Annotated in this window: 18 protein-coding genes and 1 pseudogene; 6 read left to right on the forward strand and 13 right to left on the reverse strand. The window is 67.3% G+C overall.

The window, feature by feature from the left end; genetic code table 11:
- Positions 1-7: 7 nt before the first annotated feature.
- On the forward strand, positions 8-1648 hold the full coding sequence (gene groL / locus DIE11_RS05170; protein ID WP_124621993.1) for a chaperonin GroEL: 1641 nt from the start codon (positions 8-10) through the stop codon (positions 1646-1648).
- A gap of 67 nt (positions 1649-1715) precedes the next feature.
- Positions 1716-2075, forward strand: coding sequence for a hypothetical protein (locus tag DIE11_RS05175; protein WP_124621995.1), 360 nt, complete (start codon positions 1716-1718; stop codon positions 2073-2075).
- Between the two features lie 190 nt (positions 2076-2265).
- On the opposite strand, the gene DIE11_RS05180 is transcribed toward DIE11_RS05175, so the two are convergent.
- The 5 genes from DIE11_RS05180 to DIE11_RS05200 form a co-directional block, all read right to left on the reverse strand.
- Complete coding sequence (locus DIE11_RS05180; RefSeq protein ID WP_124621997.1) at positions 2266-4269, reverse strand: family 2A encapsulin nanocompartment cargo protein cysteine desulfurase; 2004 nt, start codon at positions 4267-4269, stop codon at positions 2266-2268.
- Positions 4244-5176, reverse strand: a complete 933-nt coding sequence (locus tag DIE11_RS05185) for a family 2A encapsulin nanocompartment shell protein (protein WP_124621999.1) — start codon at positions 5174-5176, stop codon at positions 4244-4246. Before DIE11_RS05185 ends, DIE11_RS05180 begins: the two co-directional genes overlap by 26 nt.
- A gap of 135 nt (positions 5177-5311) precedes the next feature.
- Complete coding sequence (locus tag DIE11_RS05190) at positions 5312-5533, reverse strand: helix-turn-helix domain-containing protein (protein ID WP_124622001.1); 222 nt, start codon at positions 5531-5533, stop codon at positions 5312-5314.
- Entirely contained in the window at positions 5530-6483 is a 954-nt protein-coding gene (gene epsC / locus DIE11_RS05195; protein WP_059685786.1) for a serine O-acetyltransferase EpsC, read from the reverse strand. The genes DIE11_RS05190 and epsC overlap by 4 nt, the downstream gene beginning before the upstream one ends.
- Before the next feature lie 28 nt (positions 6484-6511).
- Positions 6512-6982: a rhodanese-like domain-containing protein gene (locus DIE11_RS05200; protein ID WP_124622003.1), complete on the reverse strand. Its 471-nt coding sequence runs from the start codon at positions 6980-6982 to the stop codon at positions 6512-6514.
- Positions 6983-7394: 412 nt separating this feature from the next.
- On the opposite strand from DIE11_RS05200, the gene DIE11_RS05205 reads away from it, so the two are divergent.
- Positions 7395-8030, forward strand: coding sequence for an isochorismatase family cysteine hydrolase (locus DIE11_RS05205; RefSeq protein WP_124622005.1), 636 nt, complete (start codon positions 7395-7397; stop codon positions 8028-8030).
- 67 nt (positions 8031-8097) lie between these two features.
- Here the strand turns inward: DIE11_RS05205 and DIE11_RS05210 are convergent, their stop codons facing one another.
- Positions 8098-8829 (reverse strand): ribonuclease T2, encoded by a 732-nt coding sequence (locus DIE11_RS05210; RefSeq protein WP_124622007.1) that lies wholly within the window; start codon positions 8827-8829, stop codon positions 8098-8100.
- Positions 8830-9254: 425 nt separating this feature from the next.
- Complete coding sequence (locus DIE11_RS05215; protein WP_124622009.1) at positions 9255-10658, reverse strand: HdeD family acid-resistance protein; 1404 nt, start codon at positions 10656-10658, stop codon at positions 9255-9257.
- 322 nt (positions 10659-10980) lie between these two features.
- On the opposite strand from DIE11_RS05215, the gene DIE11_RS05220 reads away from it, so the two are divergent.
- The 3 genes and pseudogenes from DIE11_RS05220 to DIE11_RS36820 form a co-directional block, all read left to right on the forward strand.
- Positions 10981-11538, forward strand: coding sequence for a helix-turn-helix transcriptional regulator (locus tag DIE11_RS05220; RefSeq protein WP_059600331.1), 558 nt, complete (start codon positions 10981-10983; stop codon positions 11536-11538).
- Between the two features lie 85 nt (positions 11539-11623).
- Positions 11624-12205, forward strand: a complete 582-nt coding sequence (locus DIE11_RS05225; RefSeq protein ID WP_124622011.1) for an HD domain-containing protein — start codon at positions 11624-11626, stop codon at positions 12203-12205.
- Positions 12202-12300: pseudogene (locus tag DIE11_RS36820) on the forward strand (LysR family transcriptional regulator); the annotation flags it as partial. The gene DIE11_RS05225 and the pseudogene DIE11_RS36820, both read left to right, overlap by 4 nt.
- Before the next feature lie 71 nt (positions 12301-12371).
- Here the strand turns inward: DIE11_RS36820 and DIE11_RS05235 are convergent.
- The 6 genes from DIE11_RS05235 to DIE11_RS05260 form a co-directional block, all read right to left on the reverse strand.
- The gene (locus DIE11_RS05235; RefSeq protein WP_124622013.1) at positions 12372-13511 is read right to left on the reverse strand and encodes an enoyl-CoA hydratase/isomerase family protein; all 1140 of its coding nucleotides are present in this window, start codon (positions 13509-13511) and stop codon (positions 12372-12374) included.
- The gene (locus DIE11_RS05240) at positions 13508-14299 is read right to left on the reverse strand and encodes an enoyl-CoA hydratase (protein ID WP_124622015.1); all 792 of its coding nucleotides are present in this window, start codon (positions 14297-14299) and stop codon (positions 13508-13510) included. Before DIE11_RS05240 ends, DIE11_RS05235 begins: the two co-directional genes overlap by 4 nt.
- Positions 14296-15198 (reverse strand): 3-hydroxyisobutyrate dehydrogenase, encoded by a 903-nt coding sequence (gene mmsB, locus DIE11_RS05245; RefSeq protein ID WP_059600174.1) that lies wholly within the window; start codon positions 15196-15198, stop codon positions 14296-14298. Before mmsB ends, DIE11_RS05240 begins: the two co-directional genes overlap by 4 nt.
- An 18-nt stretch (positions 15199-15216) precedes the next feature.
- Entirely contained in the window at positions 15217-16746 is a 1530-nt protein-coding gene (locus tag DIE11_RS05250) for a CoA-acylating methylmalonate-semialdehyde dehydrogenase (RefSeq protein WP_124622017.1), read from the reverse strand.
- 107 nt (positions 16747-16853) lie between these two features.
- The gene (locus tag DIE11_RS05255) at positions 16854-18560 is read right to left on the reverse strand and encodes an AMP-binding protein (RefSeq protein ID WP_124622019.1); all 1707 of its coding nucleotides are present in this window, start codon (positions 18558-18560) and stop codon (positions 16854-16856) included.
- A gap of 305 nt (positions 18561-18865) precedes the next feature.
- Positions 18866-19999 (reverse strand): acyl-CoA dehydrogenase family protein, encoded by a 1134-nt coding sequence (locus tag DIE11_RS05260; RefSeq protein ID WP_124622021.1) that lies wholly within the window; start codon positions 19997-19999, stop codon positions 18866-18868.
- Positions 20000-20113 lie beyond the last annotated feature (114 nt).

A 20113-nucleotide genomic window follows, 5' to 3' on the forward strand; every position in this document is an offset into this window, starting at 1 on the left:
CGCAATCATGGCAGCGAAGGAAATCATTTTCAGCGACGTCGCACGGGCCAAGCTGACGGAAGGCGTAAACATTCTCGCGAACGCGGTGAAGGTCACGCTCGGGCCGAAAGGCCGCAACGTCGTGCTCGAACGCAGCTTCGGCGCCCCTGTCGTCACGAAGGACGGCGTGTCGGTCGCGAAGGAAATCGAACTCGCGGACAAGCTGCAGAACATCGGCGCGCAGCTCGTGAAGGAAGTCGCGTCTCGCACCAGCGACGCGGCCGGCGACGGCACCACGACGGCCACCGTCCTCGCGCAGGCGATCGTCCGCGAAGGCCAGAAATACGTCGCGGCCGGGCTCAACCCACTCGACCTGAAGCGCGGCATCGACAAGGCCGTCTCGGCGGCCGTCGACGAGCTGAAGAAGATCAGCCGGCCGACCACCACGAGCAAGGAAATCGCGCAGGTCGCGACGATCTCCGCGAACGGCGAGGAATCGATCGGCCAGCGCATCGCCGAGGCGATCGACCGCGTCGGCAAGGAAGGCGTGATCACCGTCGAGGACGGCAAGTCGCTTGCCGACGAACTCGACGTCGTCGAAGGGCTGCAGTTCGATCGCGGCTACCTGTCGCCGTATTTCATCAACAACGCCGACAAGCAGATCGCCGAGATCGAGAACCCGTACATCCTGCTGCACGACAAGAAGATCTCGAACATCCGCGACCTGCTGCCGGTGCTCGAACAGGTCGCAAAGTCGGGCCGGCCGCTGCTGATCATCGCGGAAGATGTCGAAGGCGAAGCGCTCGCGACGCTGGTCGTGAACAACATCCGCGGAATCCTGAAGACGGTCGCCGTGAAGGCGCCGGGCTTCGGCGATCGCCGCAAGGCGCTGCTCGAGGACATCGCGATCCTCACCGGCGGGCAGGTGATTGCCGAGGAAACGGGCCTCACGCTCGAGAAGGCGACGCTCGCCGAACTCGGCCAGGCAAAGCGCATCGAGGTCGGCAAGGAAAACACGACCGTGATCGACGGCGCGGGCGATGCGAAGAACATCGAAGCGCGCGTGAAGCAGATCCGCGTGCAGATCGAGGAAGCAACCTCCGACTACGACCGTGAAAAGCTGCAGGAACGCGTGGCCAAGCTCGCGGGCGGTGTCGCGGTGATCAAGGTCGGCGGCGCCACCGAGATCGAAGTGAAGGAGAAGAAGGACCGCGTCGACGACGCGCTGCACGCGACGCGCGCGGCCGTCGAGGAAGGCATCGTGCCGGGCGGCGGTGTCGCGCTGATCCGCGTGCGGCAGGCGATCCGCGAGTTGCAGGGCGTGAATGCAGACCAGAACGCGGGCATCAAGATCGTGCTGCGTGCACTCGAGGAACCGCTGCGCCAGATCGTCACGAACGCGGGCGAGGAAGCGAGCGTCGTCGTCGCGAAGGTGGCCGAAGGCTCGGGCAACTTCGGGTACAACGCGCAGACCGGCGAATACGGCGACCTCGTCGAATCGGGCGTGCTCGATCCGACCAAGGTCACACGCACCGCGCTGCAGAACGCGGCGTCGGTCGCGGGGCTGTTGTTGACGACCGATGCGACCGTGTTCGAAGCGCCGAAGGACGCGGCGCCGGCGGCGGCTCCCGGCGGCCCGGGTGCGGGTGGGCCCGGCTTCGACTTCTGACCGGCGCGCGCGCATTGCCCGTTCGGCGGCAGTGCGCGGCGCAACGCTCCGGTTTCATGCGCAACGCGTGGCGACCCAGTTCGCCACGCGTTGTTTTTCATCTCCGCCAGATCCGCAATCCCAATCCAGAAAGCGCACCAACGTTCAATCCCCGTCGTGCCCGATCGAATGGTGGGCCGGCCTGACGGCGAAAGCCGGCGCCACGCGAAGGAAGTGCCGCCTTCGTCGTTGCCGGCGCGTCTCGTCTGCCACCGCCTATCCGTCGACCCGGCAGGACAGCCTGCCGCGGTGGTTCTTCGCCGGCTGGCTGAGCGATGCGGACATCGCCGCGATCCGCTTCGGCGACGAAGGCCAGGAACGGACGCTGATGCAGGTCGACGCGCACTGCGCCTTCCGCACGCGATCGAGCATTTGCAGGCGCGCGTGACCGAATATCTGCGCCTTTGACGGCGCACGACCCGCCCGGCGATTCACCTGTGCCGATCGCATGTCGTCCATCGACGCATGCGGACAACGTGCATCGCGTTCAGCCGTCCTCCACGAACCCAACAAAAAGCCGCCTGCGACACGTCACGAATGACACCCGCAAGCGGCTCGACCTTCAGATCCGGACACCGTCAACGGCGCGTCGACAGCCTCCGCACGACACGCACCAACGCATCGACCTCGTCGCACGTGTTGTAGAACGCGAGCGACGGCCGCACCGTGGCCTCGAGCCCGAAGCGCCGCAGGATCGGCTGCGCGCAGTGATGCCCGGAGCGCACCGCGATGCCCTCCTCGTTCAGCGCCTGCCCGACCTCCTCGGTTTCATAGCCCTTCAGCACGAACGACAGCACGCTCGCCTTGTCGCGCGCGGTGCCCACGAGCCGCACGCCCGGTACCGGCGCGAGCACGCTCGTCGCGTACGCGAGCAGGTCGTGCTCGTAGCGCGCGATGTTCTCGATGCCGACGCGGCTCACGTAATCGAGCGCCGCGCCGAGCCCCACCGCATCCGCGATGTTGCCGGTGCCGGCCTCGAAGCGGTTCGGCGGCGGCTGGAACACCGTGCGCTCGAACGTCACGTCCGCGATCATGTTGCCGCCGCCCTGCCACGGCGGCATGTCGTCGAGGATCGCGCGCTTGCCGTACACGACGCCGATCCCGGTCGGCCCGTAGATCTTGTGCCCGGAAAACACGAAGAAATCCGCATCGAGCGCCTGCACGTCCACGCGCATGTGCGAGATCGACTGCGCGCCGTCGACGAGCGCCTTCGCGCCCGCGCGATGCGCGAGCTCGACGATTTCCTTCACGGGCACGACCGTGCCGAGTGCGTTCGACACCTGCGTGACGGCCACGATCTTCGTGCGGTCGTTGAGCAGCTTCCGGTATTCGTCGAGCAGCACCTGCCCCGAATCGTCGACCGGAATCACGCGCAGCTTCGCGCCTTTCTGCGCGGCGAGCTGCTGCCACGGCACGATGTTCGCGTGATGCTCGAGATGCGACACGACGATCTCGTCGCCTTCGCCGACATGCTGCACGCCCCACGTCTTCGCGATCAGGTTGATCGCCTCGGTCGTGCCGCGCACGAACACGATCTCGTCCGGCGACGATGCACCGATGAAGCGGCGCACGGTCTCCCGCGCATGCTCGTACGCATCGGTCGCGCGGCCCGCGAGCGCATGCGCGGCGCGGTGGATGTTCGAGTTCTCGTGCGCGTAGAAATACGCAAGGCGATCGATCACGGCCTGCGGCTTGTGCGTCGTCGCCGCGTTGTCGAACCATACGAGCGGCTTGCCGTTCACGCGCTCCTGCAGGATCGGGAAGTCGCGGCGAATCGCGTTGACGTCGAACGGCGGGTGCGCCCCGCGATGCAACTGGTTCGACGGTTCAATGGCATGCGCATCGTCGATGAAATAACGCGGGACGTCCGCGCCCGATGCGCGCGAGACCGGCAGGTCGAGCTGCACGGCGAGCAGTTCGCGCAATTCGTCGTCGCCCGGCAGCCCGAACGCTTCTGGCGAAGCCAGCCCATTCGACGGCACGACGATGTCCTCGGGCGTCGCCTGCCAGCCTTGCCGCACGCCGTCGGTGAAGTAGTACGGCGATGCGGCCTTCGCGCTTTCCTCCGCCGCGACCGCGTTCGCCTGCGGCACGCCGTGCGCCGCGCCGCCGACGCGCGGCTCCAGCGCCGGCGCGATCGACACGGCGTTGTCGGGCAGCCCGTTCTGTGCGGCCGCATGCGGCGTGAGCGCCGGCACGCGATTGCCGAGCGACAGCACGTGCGTCGGAGCGGACGGCGCGAGATTCGCACCCGGTGCCTTGCCTTGCGGCAGCGCGAAGCCCGGCACGCCGGTGCCCGTGCCGCCCGGCCCGGCGAGCGGCGAGCCGGCCGGCGCGGGATTGCTCACCGACGCGAGAATCGGCGCTGCGGCCGGCAACGCCGACGGTACGCCGCCGACCGCGCCACTGCCGGCCGACAGGCCCGGCGCGGGCGCCTGCCCGGGCGGCGTCGCGAAGAACTCGGACGCGAGCCGTGCGAGCGCCGCCGGGTCCGGCAAACCGGCAGGCAGCGGCGCGTGCGGCCGCGCCGGAGCGTCGCCGCCGATCGCGCCGGGATTAACGGTAGGTGTCGGGATAGTCATGGTACTTGGCGATTTCGACGTCATCGAGGACAGCCAGCGCATCCGGCGAGTGGACCGCGAGCGAGCAGTACAGCGAAATCAGGTACGACGCGATCGCCTGGTCGTTGATCCCCATGAAGCGAACCGACAGGCCCGGCCCCTGCTCGCCCGCGACGCCCGGCTGGTAGAGCCCGACGACGCCCTGGCGCTTGTCGCCGACGCGCAGCAGCAGGATCTTCGTCTTGCCGTCCGCGACGGGCACCTTGTCCGACGGGATCAGCGGAATGCCGCGCCATGTGAGGAACTGCGAGCCGAACAGGCTGACCGTCGGCGGCGGCACGCCGCGCCGCGTGCATTCGCGGCCGAACGCGGCAATCGCGAGCGGATGCGCGAGGAAGAACGCCGGCTCCTTCCACACCTTCGTCAGCAGTTCGTCGAGATCGTCGGGCGTCGGCGCGCCGGTCAGGGGGAAGATCCGCTGTTCGTCGGTCACGTTCGCGAGCAGCCCGTAGTCCGGGTTGTTGATCAGCTGGCTTTCCTGCAGCTCCTTGATCGTCTCGATCGTCAGGCGCAGCTGTTCCTTGATCTGGTCATGAGGGCTGCTGTAGAGATCGGAGATCCGCGTATGCACGTCGAGCACCGTGCTCACCGCGTTGAGGAAATATTCGCGCGGCTGTTCCTCGTACGGCACGAAGGTTCGCGGCAGCACGCGCTCGTCCTCGAGCTGCGTGCACGCGGCGCGCACGGCCTCCGGGTTCTTCACCTGGTTCAGCCGATAGATGCCGGCCTCGACCGGCACCCACTGCAGCAGGTGCGTCAGCCAGCGCGGCGTAATCGTGGAAAGCTGCGGGACGGTCTTGGTAGCGTTCGCTAGTTGGCGGGCGGCGTGATCGCTCAGCGCGGCCGTGCCGCTTGCAACGGTCGACATGTGTGGCTCCGGATTCTTAAGATGAAAAACGGGATTGCTTATGACGCGGGATGATTATCGGAAGCACGCACCTGCCGGCTCAACATGCTATAGCCGTCATATGGCACCACCGAACGGGAAAAGCAGCGCGATGCGTCAGGCGGCGTACACGCCGCGCAGCAGCGTCGCGATCGACACGTCGAACGCGCGCGCGATCTTGTCGGCGGTGACGATCGACGCGATCGCCTCGCCGCGCTCGATCTCGCCGACGTACGAGCGGTTCAGCCCCGCGTGTTCCGCGAGCTGCTCCTGCGACCACGTGCGGGATTCGCGCAGCTTGCGCACATTGGCGCCGAAGTGCTGGATCAGGTCGCTCATGGCGTCACCTGCGCGGCCGGCCGAGCCGGTTCGGTCCGCGCGGGCGGGCCGGCGTTCGCCTCGCTGCGCAGCACGGCCTGCGTGACGTTCGCGCCGGCCGGCACGTCCTGCGTCAGCCACACGTTGCCGCCGATCACAGCGCCGCGGCCGATCGTCACGCGGCCGAGGATCGTTGCGCCCGCATAGATCACGACGTCGTCCTCGACGATCGGATGGCGCGCGAGCCCCTTCTCCAGATGCCCTGCCGCGTCGCGCGGGAAGCGCTTCGCGCCGAGCGTGACGGCCTGGTACACGCGCACGCGCTCGCCGATGATCGCGGTTTCGCCGATCACGACGCCCGTTCCGTGGTCGATGAAGAAGCCGCCGCCCACGCGCGCGCCCGGATGAATGTCGATACCGGTTTCGGCGTGCGCCTGCTCGGCAATGATGCGCGCGAGCAGCGGCAGCCCGAGCCGGTACAGCTCGTGCGCGAGCCGGTGGTGAATCATCGCGAGGATGCCGGGATAGCACAGCAGCACTTCGTCGACGCTGCCGGCCGCCGGATCGCCGTGAAATGCGGCCAGCACGTCACTGTCGAGCAGCCGGCGAATATCCGGCAAGCGTGCGGCGAACGCCTGCACGGCCGCGGACGCGGCCTCGTCGATTTGCGCGTCGGCATTGCGTTGCCGCGCCGCGTAGCGCAACTCCAGCGTCACCTGCGCGAGCAACGCGTTCAGCGCCGCGTCGAGTGCATGGGCCACATAGAAGTTCTCGCTCTCCTGTCGCAGGTCGGGCGGCCCGAGCCGCATCGGGAACAGCACGCCCTTCAGCGCTCCGATGATCTGTGCGAGCGCTTCGCGCGCGGGCAGGTCGCGCCCGCCCGGTTCGAGCGAGCGCCGCTGTTTCTCGCGCCACGCGCGGCGCACGGTCTGGAGCGACTGAACGATGTCGTCGATTTCGAATGCGGCCATGCTGACTTCTCCCCGTAACGGCCGTGATTCAGTCCTGCGTCCACGGCAGGCCGCGATGGCGCCAGCCGTTGCGGTCGCCGCGATGCTGCTGTTCGTCGAGGTCGCCCTCGAACCCTTCGAGCACGTTGAACACCTGCGTGAAGCCCGCTTTGGTGGCAGCCTCGGCCGCTTGCGCGGACCGGTTGCCGCTGCGGCAGAGCAGCAGCACCACCGCGTCCTTGCCTGTCTTCGCTTCCAGCTCGCGCACGAAGCGCGGGTTGCGCGTCAGGCTCGTGCCGGTCGCCCATGGCACGTGCAGCGACTCCGGCACGTGACCGACGAATTTCCGTTCCTCCGCGGTCCGCACGTCGACCAGCAACGCATGGCCAGCGGAAAACAGCGCCCATGCGGCGTCGGGCGCCACGCCCCCCGCGTACGGCGTGCCCGCCGCTGCCGCGACCGCGCGGGCGTCGTCGAGCGCCTGCCGGGCGGCCGTTCGTTCTTCCAATGCAAACGTCATCACGCTTCCTTGTTCTCGCAGATTCGTATGATCAAAAAACAACCGGGAATGCGGCCGGTGCAGCTTGCTTGCTGTCTATAGCCGTCAGCACCACTATGCGAGCGCGAACAGGGAAGCAGAACCAATAAAAATTCATTTCCTAAGCAGCGGCGTGCGTAATGCAATCGCGAAGGTGTCAGCGCCGATGTAGAAATGCCCCTAGACCGCCGCCGCTGGCCTGACCAACCTCGGAGAGAAAAGGGCGGTTTTTTGCCGGCGACGATGGCATCGATCTACGCCACTCGCCCGAAGAGATTGCATGTCAGGTCATATTGAACCGAGTTCCGGCACGCTTGCATCGGAATGATTGACGACGTATAACGAGCGATCGATTTTCTGAGACACCGAAATGACTCATGGGAGAGCATCAGTCATGCAACCGGAACACGCTTCAGATCTCGCAACGACTCGCCACGCAAACGCGGAAGGCCGCACGCACACACCGATTCCGCCGATCGTGCCGGCAAAAACCGCACTGGTCGTGATGCACTACCAGACCGACATTCTCGGTCTCTTTCCATCGGTCGCCCCTACCCTGCTCGCCAACACGCGCGAGCTGTGCGATGCAGCCCGGGCGGGCGGCGTCCACGTGTGTTTCGCCAATCTCCGTTTCACCCCGGGCTATCCGGAAGTCAGTCCACGCAACAAGAACGGGCAAGGGATCAAGCAGCTCGGCCTCTTCGTCGACGACGGCCCATGCCCGGAACTCGGACGGCTGGACAACGAGCCGCTGACCGTCGCGCATCGCGCGAGCGTGTTCTTCCGCACCGACCTGCAGTCACGGCTCGTCGCGCAAGGCATCGACACGCTGATCCTCGTCGGAATTGCGTCGACCGGCGTCGTGCTGTCGTCGGTTGCGCACGCAAGCGATGCGGATTTCCGGCTGTATACGGTGAAGGACTGCTGCTACGACCCGGATGAGGTCGTGCACGAGCATCTGTTCGCGACGGCGTTCGAGACGCGCACGACAGTGCTGTCGCTCGCCGACGCACTGCTGCTGCTCGCATAGACGCGCAACACCCGCACCACGCCGGCCGGAACGCTCCCGACCGGCGCATCCCGTGCAACTTCGCGCGTTACTTCGCGATATACACGCCCGACGTCGGGCACGTCCCCTGCGTATTCCCGTCCGTCACGAGCGAGGCCGCGCTCGGAAATTGCGTGGTCGCATTCGTCTTGACCGCGATCCACGCTTCCGTGAAATAGCTGACGCCGTTGGTCTTCGTGCACTTCAGCGACACCGCGCTGCGCGTATTGCTGCCGAACGCGCCTTCGAACGCGGACAGCAGCTGGTTGCGCGTCACGGTCTTGCCCGCGTTCGCCTGCAGGAACGCGTTGAACGACGTGTTGCCGAGCCGGCTGACCATGCCGGCCGCCTCGTTCCAGTATGCGTCGGGCGATGCCGAATTCGAGCAGGTGCCATGCTTGAACCATTCGTGCTTGTCGAGGCACGACGCCACGCCCGGCATGTAGGTTGACAGCGTGTTGCGCGTCGCGGTGCTGACCGGATACGCATCCATGCTGCACCACTGGTGCGCATTGTCGAGATCGACGTCGCTCTGCGGCACGCCACAGTAGAACGGCTGGTTGCCGTCGTACCTGTTCGGCCACAGGCCGTGCAGAGACAGGCTCGTCGCCGCGTACGTACCGGCGAGGTTCGTACACTCCGGCGTGTCGTGCGACGCGCAGAAGCCGGGCTCCCACGAAGCCGCGAGCAACAGGTAGTCGTAGCTGGTCTGCGCGACGGCGTGCAGCGAGGCGGATGCGACGGCGAGTGCGGCCGCGGCGCGGGCGAGCGTCTTGAGCATGGCGTTTCCTCGGAAAAGGCTTGCGGTCGCGGGATGCGCCGCAAGATTGTCGAATGTCTGCCCGCGATTGTTGTCCGCGCAACGTGGCATCAATATGAAGGTCGACGAAGGAATTCGTCGTGCAACGCCGAGCCCGTTATCGGCGGCACCGATCCCGACGCTCGCCTTCCTGCGCCTGCGACGCCGGCCTGCCCTGTCGCCATCTTCATCCTGCGACGGAGCATCCCAGGATGACGGCCTCCCGGCCAGGCAAGCCATACCGCGTCGAGATCGGGAACCGGGGAAGCTTCAAACGGGAATCAGGATGCGGAATGCGCTCGTGGAGTTCACTGTTGTTCGCCAGGCAAGTTCCGATAGCGGGCAACCACGCCGGATCGTCCGGCGGCGGAACCTGTCGCGCCCGGCCCTCGTCCGGCACCGCACGATTATTTCACCGACGCGGCTTCCGATTCACCCGGTGACAGTGCCGCGCTGTCCTGCTCTCGCCACGCGCGGCGCGACGCCATGATCGCCTTCACGGCCGAGCGCGCGACCTTCCACCACGCGAACGGCCGCGGATCGGCGAGCATGCTGAGCGCGCGCGCATAGTCGAGCGTGAGGCCGGGCGTCCAGGCCATCGTCACCGCACGCTTGCGGATCTGCGCGGCGACCCACAGCTCGGGCGTGAGCAGCAGCCGGATGAATGCGCCCCACCCGGCACGCGTGCCCCTGAGCCGCCACACCGCGCCGTCGAGTGCCGCTTCGAGCGCGTTCGAGACGGTGCTCGAGCAGTTGCGGTGCGTGAGGTTGTACGTGACGGTCTGCCGATACGACGACCAGAATGCGGCCAGCTTCGCCGGATCGTAATTGCGGATCCGCACGCGCACGGTCGACGGACACCACGCTTTCGACTCGGTCGCATAGTCGGGCTGGAACAGGCCCGGCACGTCGTTCTCGCGCGTCGCGCGCAGAATCCGCGTGAATTCGTCCGGAGAACGATCGATTTCCACCGCCGGATAGAGGCTGATGTAGATGCCCTCGGGCGACTCCAGCGCCGCATGGCCAGTGGAGATCACGCCGTTGACGTCCACCGCCGCGATGTAGCGGTCGATCACCGGATAGCGCTGGGCTTCGGCCTTCGACGTGCCGGTCGGCGTCCACACGTGCACGGTCAGCGCGTGCTCGTGGTCGGCCGGCGGGCCGTCCCATTCCGATTGCGTGAAGCGCGGGATGTCGGGCGCCGCGTCGATGTCGGGCACGATCGACGGCGCCGGCGATGTGACGAACGCGGGATTGCGCGTCAGCCGCCGCACGCGCGCGGCAAGGCTCAGCATGTGCATCCCGCCAAACATCAGCAGCAGGCCGAGGCAGTACGGCACGGTACCCACATAGTGGGTCGGATACGGCTGATAGAAGAAGACGGCCAGCAGGATCTCGACGACGCCCCACGCGAATGCAACGTTCCAGCGCCGGTAACGCACCATCCATGCGGACGTGCACTGCAGCAGCCCGTCGACGAGGAACAGCGTGCCGAAGATCATCGACAAGAGGAAGTGGCCGTGATGATGGCCCGCGAACACGAGCCCGGCGGCCACGACGACCGCGATGCCCTTCACGTAGCGCAGGATGCGCTGCCCGCCAACGCCGCTGCCAGCCACCGCGAGCGTCGCGAGCCCCTCGATCAGGAACAGCCAGGCGAACAGTTCGATCGGAAAATGCAGCGCACCGTCGAGCGCGTCGACGAAGATGCCGACGCCCGCGACGACCCACAACCAGCCCAGCACGGTCAGCCCGCGCGAGCGCGTTCGCAGATATTCGATGCCCAGCAGCAGCAAGACCAGTCGTACCATGGCGCCCTCGTATGTTTTTCGGGATACGCGCTGGCCACGTGTCCCGCGTCGTGCCGACCGCGCATTCGTGCGATGCGGAAGTCGGAAGACGGTACTGACCGGCGCATCATGTTTCAACATGAACAATGACAGCCGGCGCACTCCGCTTTCGCCGAATAATAAGATATGGAGGAGCCGGTTGAAAGCCTGGCGAAAACAATTCCGGTGAGTCCTGACGCCCGACGTCAAGCTCATCGTGATCCAGGCATCCCCGGAACAACGGCCGATTCATCCATTCGCAACGCGGCGCCAGCGCGGCCCGCATCCCGAACGGAGCACGAACATGCGCGCCTCACCGCTTCATACCCCGCCGCTCGGCCCGCAACTCAAGCGGTGGCGCACGCTGCATCGCATGAAGCAGAGCCACGCGGCCGAGTTGTTCGGCGTCGCGCAATCGACGATTTCGCGCTGGGAAGCCGGCATCCAGCAGATGTCGCCCGACGAGCGCGCGATGGCCGAGCGGCTGCTTGCCGCGCGCCTGGATTCAGCGGGCGACCACGCACTCGCCCGGCTGATCGCGAGCAGCACGGCCCGCATGCATCTCGTGTGCGACCTCACGCACCGCCTGCTCGCCTGCTCGCCATCGCGCGCGGCCGAGTTCTCGCGGCCGCTGCCGACGTTGCTCGGCACATCGCTGTGGCGCTACGCGACGCCGGAAATCGTCCGCATGGAAGCCGCGCTCGACCCGCTTGGCTGGCACGATCGCGCGGGGCCGCCGAGCGTCGAATTCGCGACCGGCGCAAATGCATCGCGCGTCGTGCCGATCCGCGGCAGCACCTGCCGATGGACACGGATGACGCTGTCGGACGGCTCCGCCGCGCGGCTCGTCGAAACGTTGTAGCAAGCGCGGCGCGCATATTTCATGCGTGGACGCATCGCGTCCGCGCGACGTACGCTTGAGGGCTCGAATCAAGCACTTCCCTGCCATGAACCTCGACACGATCCACGCGCGGCTCGATTTCCTGCGCGAAGCCGAACGCCTGAAAGACGTGCTGCGCAGCGGTCATACGTCGACCGGGCGCGCCGAAAGCACGGCCGAACACAGCTGGCGGCTGTGCCTGATGGCGCTCGTGTTTGCCGATGCGCTACCCGACGTCGACACGACGAAGCTGCTGAAGCTGTGCGTCGTCCACGATCTCGGCGAAGCGCTGCACGGCGACATCCCCGCGATCGAGCAGGCCGCGCATCCGGACAAGCACACACACGAACGCGACGACCTGCTGATGCTGACGGCCGGGCTGGATCGCGTGCTGCGCGACGAGATCGTCGCACTGTGGGACGAATACGAGGCGGCGGCATCACCGGAAGCGCGCGCTGCGAAGGCGCTCGACAAGCTCGAAACGATCCTCCAGCACAACCAGGGCAGCAATCCGCCGGATTTCGACTACGCGTTCAATCTCGGCTACGGCCGGCGCTACACCGACGCGGTGCCGCTATTCAGCACGATCCGCGCGATCGTCGACGCGGACACGCAACGCCGGATCGACGCTCGCGGCAACGGCGCGTAAGCGCGATCTGGCCGAAAACGCGCTACCTGCCGCGCAAGACGCGCTGCGTGATCGACGCGCTCGTGCAGGCGGTGCCGCCGATGATCGAGCGCTGAGCGCAGACGCGCAGAAAGGAAATGGGTTGAAGCCGACGCGCCGCACAGGCGCGTCGGTGCATCACGTCACCTCACGCCGCGCCAAGATCGGCGAGCGGATGTGCGAACAGTTTCCACGGCGACGTCAGGAAATGCCGCACGCGTTCGGCGCGCAGTTCGACGAGCGACGCCGGCGCCCAGCGCGGCTTGCGATCCTTGTCGACGAGGTGCGCGCGCACGCCTTCGCAGAAGTCGCCCTCCTCGATCGCGCGCGCCACGATGCCGAGCTCCATCCGGAACGACTCGGCGAGCGTCATCTGACGGCCGCGCAGCAGCGCTTCGCGCGTCACGCACAGCATCGTCGGCGAATGGCCGGTGAGTGCGTCGAGCGTCGCCTGCAGCCATTGGCGATGCTCGCGCGCGAGCTCGTCGCGTTCAAGCTCCTGCTTCAGCGTCGCGACGATCCGCTCGACGGTCGAGCGCTTGTCGAAGTGACGAACGATCCACGCCATCTGGCTGTCGAGCGCCGAATGCGGCACGACGTTGCACGGCGGCTCGAACACCTTGCGCAGCGCCGGCAGCACGTCGCCGTCCCATTTGACGCTTTCGATGCGCGTCTCGAACGTATCGAGCCACGACGACGGCACGCACAGATCGGCGAGCTTCGCGGTCAGCGCGTCGGCACCCGACAGCATCGCGCCCGTCAACCCCACGTACAGCTCGAGTTCGACCGGCATGCGCGACAGGAAATGCGTCGCGCCGACGTCCGGCACGAGGCCGATGCGCGTCTCCGGCATCGCGATCTTGCTGCGCTCGGTCGCGACGCGCAGCGCCGCCCCTTGCGCAAGCCCCATTCCGCCGCCCATCGTCACGCCGTCCATCAGCGCGACGACCGGCTTCGGGAACGCATGGATCGCGTAGTCGAGCCGGTATTCGTCGACGAAGAACGGCAGCCACGTCTCGCGCTGCGCGACCATCCGGTGCAGCGCGCGCACGTCGCCGCCCGCGCAGAAGCCCTTCTCGCCCGCGCCGCGCAGCACGACCGCGACGATCTGGTCATCGGTGCGGCACCGTTCGAGGTGTGCGGCCAGCTCGCCGATCATCGAATAGGACAACGCATTGAGCGCGGCCGGCCGGTTCAGCGTGATGAGCGCCACGCGGTTCACCACGCGGAACAGCACCTCCGGCGCGGGTTGCGCGAAGCTGTCATGAGTCTTGACCGGCGTGCTCATCGTTGCGTCTCTCCATCGGTATGCCATTGCGGCGCGCGCTTGCCGAGAAACGCGGCCACGCCTTCGCGCGGATCGTTCGTGTCGAACAGGTCGACGAAGCGTTCGCGCTCGACCGCGAGCGCCGCGCTGCGCGGCACGCCGCGGCGCGCGAGACCGATCAGTTCCTTGCTGTATGCAATCGCGTGCGGGCTCTGCCGCGCGACGTTGCGCGCGAGCGCCAGCGCCGCATCGCGTGCCGCGCCGCTTTCGACCACGTCCTCGACGAGGCCGATCCTGAGCGCCGTTGCCGCGTCGACGCGCGTGCCGGCCAGGATGATCTTCTTCGCCCAGCCCTCGCCGACGAGCCAGGGCAGTGTCTGCGTGCCGAGCCCGCACGGCAGCAGGCCGACCGACGGTTCGGGCAGCGCCATCTGCGCGTGCGTCTCCGCGATCCGCAGGTCGCACGCGAGTGCGCATTCGAGGCCGCCGCCCATCGCATAGCCGTTGATCGCCGCGATCGTCACGACACGCGCGTCATGCAGCGCCTCGAACGCCGCGCCAAAGCGCGCGGCCATCGCGCGCGCGACCGCGCGGTCACCGTCGGCGAACGTGTTGAGGTCGGCGCCCGCGCTGAAGAACTTCGGGCCGTCGCCGGTGATCACCAGCGCGCGCACGCGCGGGTTCGCGTTCAGTTCGGCGACGGTTTCCTGCAGTTGCCGCAGCCCGTCGGCGGTAAAGGCGTTCGCGGGCGGACGCTTGAGCGTCGCGCACGCGATCGCGCCGTCGTCGACGTAGTCCAGTTCGATCATGAGGCGTCCTTCTTCGTGGCCGGTTGGTACAGGCGGATCACCGCCGAGAAATCGAGTTGCCCGTCGCCGCGGCTGCTCATCGTCTGGTACAGCTGCTGCGCGAGCGCGCCGAGATAGACGGGCTGGCGCGCCTGCTTCGCGGCGTCGTTCGCGAGGCCGAGATCCTTCAGCATCAGGTCGGTGCCGAAGCCGCCGCTGTAGCCGCGCGACGACGGCGCGGTGTCGATCACGCCCGGATACGGGTTGTAGGTGTCCGAGCTCCAGCAACGGCCCGTCGACGTATTGACGATCCCGGCCAGCACCTTCGGGTCGATGCCGAGCGCGACGCCGAGCGACATCGCCTCCGACACGGCCGCCATCGAGATGCCGAGCACGAGGTTGTTGCATACCTTCGCGACCTGCCCCATCCCCGTCGCGCCGCAATGGACGATGTTCTTGCCCATGCCGGCGAGCACGGGCTTCACGCGCTCGAAATCGGCGTCGCTGCCGCCGACCATGAAGGTCAAGGTGCCTGCCGCCGCGCCGCCGGTGCCGCCCGACACGGGCGCATCGACGAACGCGCCGCCGCGCTCGCGCACGAGCGCGCCGAACGCCTGCGCGCTCGCCGGATCGATCGTGCTCGAATCGATCACGGTCGCGCCGGCGCCGAGGCCGGCCAGCACGCCGTTCTCGCCGGCGAGCACCGAGCGCACGTGCGGCGCGGCCGGCAGCATCGTGATGACGAAGGTCGCGCCCGATGCGGCTTCGCGCGGCGACCCGGCCACCTGCGCGCCGGCGTCCTGCAGCGCGCGCAATGCGTCGGCGCTCAGGTCGAACGCGTGCACTTCATGGCCAGCCTTCAGGAGGTTCAGCGCCATCGGCCCACCCATGTGGCCCAATCCGATAAATCCGATCTTCATGTTCGTGTCCTCCCCGGCTCAATGCAGCCGGATCGTCGTGTTCACCGGGCCGGCCGTCGTGTCGTCGTCGAACCAGCGCGCGGTGACCGTCTTCGTCTGCGTATAGAACTGCACGACCTGCTTGCCGTACGGGCCGAGATCGCCGAGCTTCGAGCCGCGCGAGCCTGTGAAGCTGAAGAACGGCACGGGCACCGGAATCGGGATGTTGATGCCGACCTGGCCGACGTCGATCTCGCTCTGGAACTTGCGCGCGGCCGCGCCGCTCTGCGTGAAGATGCCCACGCCGTTGCCCATCGGGTTCGCATTGACGAGCGCGATCGCTTCGTCGAGCGTGTCGACTTCCATCACGACCAGCACCGGCCCAAAGATTTCATGCGTGTAGATCGTCATGTCGGTCTTCACGCCGGAGAAGATCGTCGGGCCGATGAAGTTGCCTTCCTCGAAGCCGGCGACCTTCACGTCGCGGCCGTCGAGTTCGAGCTTCGCGCCTTCCTTGATGCCCGTGTCGATCAGCGACAGGATGCGCGCCTTCGCGCCGCGCGACACCACCGGCCCGACGTCGGTGCCCGCTTCCGAGCCCGCGTTGACCTTCAGCTGCTTGGCCTTCGCGACGATGTCCGGCAGCCACTCGCGCGCGTTGCCGACCAGCACCGCGACGGAGGTCGCCATGCAGCGCTGGCCAGCCGCGCCGAAGCCGGCGCCGACCAGCGCGTTGATCGCCTGCTCGCGGTTCGCGTCGGGCAGCAGGATCGCGTGGTTCTTCGCGCCCATCATCGACTGCACGCGCTTGCCGTGCTGGCTGCCGAGGTGGTACACGTGCGTGCCGACGGCGGTCGAGCCGACGAACGAGATCGCCTTCACGAGCGGATGCGTGCAGATCGCGTCGACCACTTCCTTGCCGCCGTGCACGACGTTCAGCACGCCCTTCGGCACGCCGGCCTCGATCGCCAGTTCGACGAGCGCCATCGTCGACATCGGATCCTGCTCCGACGGCTTCAGCACGAACGTGTTGCCGCACACGATCGCCATCGGGAACATCCACAGCGGAATCATCGCGGGGAAGTTGAACGGCGTGATGCCCGCGCACACGCCGAGCGGCTGGCGCAGCGTGTAGGTGTCGACACCGCCCGCGACGTTCTCCGCGAATTCGCCGAGCTGCAGCGTGCCGACGGAGCACGCGTGCTCGACCACTTCGAGGCCGCGGAAGATGTCGCCTTCGGCGTCGGGCAGCGTCTTGCCCTGTTCGGCCGTCAGCGTCTTCGCGATGCGCTGCAGGTTCGCGCGCACGAGATCCTGGAACTTCAGCATGATGCGCATGCGCGCGGAAATCGGCGTGTTCTTCCACGTCGCATACGCGGCGTGCGCGGCCTGCACGGCCGCGTCGACTTCCGCGACGGTCGCGAACGGCACGCGCGCGAGGACCTGCTGCGTCGCCGGATTGACGATGTCGCGCCACTCGCTCGTGGTGGACTCGACGAAGGCGCCGTCGATCAGCAGCTTGACCGTCGGCACGTCTTGCCCCGTGCGGGGCGTCGGATTCGCGTTCATCGATGCACTCTCCTTGCAGTGGGCCGTGTCGCGTCATGCAACGCGCGGCCGGTTCAATCGGTGCCGCGGGCGACGGCCGCGACATGCGGCACGCGGCCCACGGCCGGTCATTTCAGTTCGGCGGCGAAATCTTCTTCCCAGTATTCGCCGGGCATCCGCGTGGTTGCATCGTCGCCGCGCTCGATCTCGCGGCGGCGCAGCTCGACGCGGCGGATCTTCCCCGAGATGGTCTTCGGCAGCTCCGCGAACTGCAGGCGCCGGATGCGCTTGTACGGCGCGAGTTTCTCGCGCGAGAAGCGGAAGATCTCCAGCGCGAGCGCGGGACTTTCCTCATACCCCTGGCGCAGCGTGATGAAGGTCTTCGGCACCGACAGCCGCACCGGGTCCGGGCTCGGCACGACGGCCGCTTCCGCGATCGCCGGATGCTCGATCAGCACGCTTTCGAGTTCGAACGGGCTCAGCCGGTAGTCGGACGACTTGAACACATCATCCGCGCGGCCGATGTACACGTAGTAGCCGTCGTCGCCGCGCATCGCGATGTCCGACGTGCGGTAATGGCCGTCGCGCATCGCGTAGGCCGTCGCGTCCGGATTGTTCGCATAGCCGTTCATCAGGCCGACCGGGCGCGTCACGCCCGCGCCGATCGGCAGCGCGACCTCGCCTTCGCTGACGGGCGCGCCGTCCGGGTCGAGCAGCGCGATCCGGTAGCCGGGCAGCGGGCGCCCCATCGAACCGGCGACGACGGGCTGGCCCGGTGTGTTGCCGATCAGGCAGGTCGTCTCGGTCTGGCCGTAGCCGTCGCGAATCGTGATGCCCCATGCCTTCTTCACGCGCTCGATGATCTCGGGATTCAGCGGCTCGCCGGCGCCGACGATCTCGCGCAGCTTCACGTCGAACGACGCGAGCGGCTGCTGCACGAGCATGCGCCACACCGTCGGCGGCGCGCACAGCGTGGTCACCTGGTATTTGACGAGCGCGTCGAGCACGACCTTCGGCTCGAAGCGCGCATAGTTGAACGCGAACACGCACGCCTGTGCATTCCATGGCGCGAAGAAGCAGCTCCACGCATGCTTCGCCCAGCCCGGCGAGCTGATGTTCCAGTGAATGTCGCCCGGCTGCAGGCCGACCCAGTACATCGTCGACAGGTGCCCGACCGGATAGGTGCGGTGCGTATGCTCGACGAGCTTCGGCTTCGAGGTGGTGCCCGACGTGAAGTACAGCAGCATCGGATCGTTCGCGTGCGTGATGGCGTCGGGCTCGAACGCGGCGCTCGCCGCGTAGCCGTCGTTCATCGCGAGCCAGCCCGCGCGCGGCGCGCCGGCGACGATCTTCTGCTTGAGGCCGAGATCGGCCTGTTCGAATTTCGCGGTTTCGTTCTCGTCGACGATCGCGTATTTCGCGCCGCCGATCTGCACGCGATCGCGCACGTCGTCGGCCGACAGCTGCGTGGTCGCGGGCAACACGATCGCGCCGAGCTTCATCGCGGCGAGCATCGCGTCCCACAGCTCGACACGGTTCGGCAGCATCAGCAGGATCCGGTCGCCGCGCACGACGCCGATGCCGCGCAGCCAGTTCGCGACCCGCGACGAGCGCTCGGACATCTGCGCGAACGAATACGGATCGCCCATGCCGGTTGCCGCGTCGACGATCCACAGCGCGGGCTTGTCGTTGCCGCGCGCCATTGGGTCGAAGTAGTCGAGCGCCCAGTTGAACGCATCGAGCACCGGCCATTCGAAATCGCGGTACGCGGTTTCGTAGTCGGTGCGATGGCGCAGCAGAAAGTCGCGTGCGTCCAGGAATGCCTGTACCGTCATCGTGTCGTCTCCTGTCTCCTGTCGACGAGAGTCGGCGCATCAACGCTTGCTCTCATCCCATGCCTCGTGCGGTCGGTCCAGTGCAAATGCTTCAGCACTTGCGCCTGCCCCATGGCCGGGTGAATCTCCAAGCCCCGCGGCCAACCAGTGCATGTGCTGCAGCGCATGCCCGGTTCCGTGTCGCGCGGCGCACGGTCACGTCGTTGCGTGCCGCGTTTGCCGCGCTGCCTTCGTGCCCTGCCTGTTTGCCTGCCTGTCTGGTTCTTCGCGTGGTTGTCGGTGGAGCGCGCGTCGCGATTCGGGACTCAAAGCTCTCGCGCGATCACCATCCGCTGCACTTCGCTGGTGCCCTCGTAGATCTGCGTGATGCGCGCGTCGCGATAGTGACGCTCGACTTCGTAATCGACGAGGTAGCCGTAACCGCCGTGGATCTGGATCGCGTCCGAACACACGCGCTCGGCCATCTCGGACGCGAACAGCTTCGCCTGCGATGCTTCGGACAGGCACGGCAGCCCCGCCGTGCGCAGCTTTGCCGCGTGATGCACGAGCAGGCGCGCCGCGTTGATCTGCGTGGCCATGTCGGCCAGCTTCTGCTGGATCGCCTGGTGCTCGGCGATCGGCTTGCCGAACTGCACGCGCTCGCGCGCATAGCGGCGCGCCTTGTCGAACGCGGCACGCGCGATGCCGAGCGCCTGCGCGGCAATGCCGATGCGCCCGCCTTCCAGGTTCGACAGCGCGATCTTCAGCCCTTCGCCGCGATTGCCGAGCAGGTTTTCTTCCGGAATCGCGCAGTTCTCGAACGTGATCGGGCATGTGTCGGATGCGCGGATGCCCATCTTCTTTTCCGGCTTGCCGACGATGAAGCCCGGCGTGTCGGTCGGCACCAGGAACGCGGAAATGCCGCGCTTGCCGGCTTCCGGGTCGGTCATGGCAAAAACGATCGCGACCCCGGCGCGCTGGCCGTTGGTCACGAACTGCTTCGCGCCGTTCAACACCCACTTGCCGTCGCGCAGTTCCGCCCGCGTACGCAGGTTGTTCGCCTCGGAGCCGGCCTGCGGCTCGGTCAGGCAGAACGCACCGATGATGCGGCCCGCCGCCATCTCGGCCAGCCAGCGATCCTTCTGCGCGGGCGTACCGAAACCGAGGATCGGCCCGCAGCCGACCGAGTTGTGCACGCTCATCAGCGTCGCGCACGCGGCATCGCCGGCGGCGATTTCCTCAATCGCCAGCGCGTAGGCGACGTAATCCGTATATGCGCCGCCCAGCTCCTGCGGCACGATCATCCCGAGCAGGCCGAGTTCGCCGAGCTGCGCGACGACGGCGTCGGGCAGGTGCGCGTCGTGGTCCCACTGCGCGGCGTTCGGTGCCAGCACCTCGGTGGCAAAAGCACGCGCGGCGTCGCGGATCATCCGCTGGTCTTCGGTGTAAAGCTCGTCCATGGCGCTGCTGTCTCCTGCGGCCGCGTGCCGCGACCGACCTTTCGTTTCGATGCAACAAGTGTAGGCAAGCGCGCGCGACTGTTCGATGCTCGCGCCGCTCATTTACACTGAGCG

The sequence above is a fragment of the Burkholderia sp. Bp9012 genome, from assembly GCF_003853825.1.
In the GTDB taxonomy this organism is placed as follows: Bacteria; Pseudomonadota; Gammaproteobacteria; order Burkholderiales; family Burkholderiaceae; genus Burkholderia; species Burkholderia diffusa.

Excerpts from the sequence above, each read along its gene's own strand:
- DIE11_RS05250 (WP_124622017.1), bottom strand. The coding sequence starts at position 16,746 with ATGAACGCGAATCCGACGCCCCGCACGGGGCAAGACGTGCCGACGGTC.
- groL (WP_124621993.1), top strand. The coding sequence starts at position 8 with ATGGCAGCGAAGGAAATCATTTTCAGCGACGTCGCACGGGCCAAGCTG.
- DIE11_RS05210 (WP_124622007.1), bottom strand. The coding sequence starts at position 8,829 with ATGCTCAAGACGCTCGCCCGCGCCGCGGCCGCACTCGCCGTCGCATCC.
- DIE11_RS05225 (WP_124622011.1), top strand. The coding sequence starts at position 11,624 with ATGAACCTCGACACGATCCACGCGCGGCTCGATTTCCTGCGCGAAGCC.
- DIE11_RS05240 (WP_124622015.1), bottom strand. The coding sequence starts at position 14,299 with ATGATCGAACTGGACTACGTCGACGACGGCGCGATCGCGTGCGCGACG.
- epsC (WP_059685786.1), bottom strand. The coding sequence starts at position 6,483 with ATGGCCGCATTCGAAATCGACGACATCGTTCAGTCGCTCCAGACCGTG.
- DIE11_RS05235 (WP_124622013.1), bottom strand. The coding sequence starts at position 13,511 with ATGAGCACGCCGGTCAAGACTCATGACAGCTTCGCGCAACCCGCGCCG.
- DIE11_RS05190 (WP_124622001.1), bottom strand. The coding sequence starts at position 5,533 with ATGAGCGACCTGATCCAGCACTTCGGCGCCAATGTGCGCAAGCTGCGC.
- DIE11_RS05200 (WP_124622003.1), bottom strand. The coding sequence starts at position 6,982 with ATGACGTTTGCATTGGAAGAACGAACGGCCGCCCGGCAGGCGCTCGAC.
- DIE11_RS05205 (WP_124622005.1), top strand. The coding sequence starts at position 7,395 with ATGCAACCGGAACACGCTTCAGATCTCGCAACGACTCGCCACGCAAAC.
- DIE11_RS05255 (WP_124622019.1), bottom strand. The coding sequence starts at position 18,560 with ATGACGGTACAGGCATTCCTGGACGCACGCGACTTTCTGCTGCGCCAT.
- DIE11_RS05215 (WP_124622009.1), bottom strand. The coding sequence starts at position 10,658 with ATGGTACGACTGGTCTTGCTGCTGCTGGGCATCGAATATCTGCGAACG.
- DIE11_RS05220 (WP_059600331.1), top strand. The coding sequence starts at position 10,981 with ATGCGCGCCTCACCGCTTCATACCCCGCCGCTCGGCCCGCAACTCAAG.
- DIE11_RS05180 (WP_124621997.1), bottom strand. The coding sequence starts at position 4,269 with ATGACTATCCCGACACCTACCGTTAATCCCGGCGCGATCGGCGGCGAC.
- mmsB (WP_059600174.1), bottom strand. The coding sequence starts at position 15,198 with ATGAAGATCGGATTTATCGGATTGGGCCACATGGGTGGGCCGATGGCG.
- DIE11_RS05185 (WP_124621999.1), bottom strand. The coding sequence starts at position 5,176 with ATGTCGACCGTTGCAAGCGGCACGGCCGCGCTGAGCGATCACGCCGCC.
- DIE11_RS05260 (WP_124622021.1), bottom strand. The coding sequence starts at position 19,999 with ATGGACGAGCTTTACACCGAAGACCAGCGGATGATCCGCGACGCCGCG.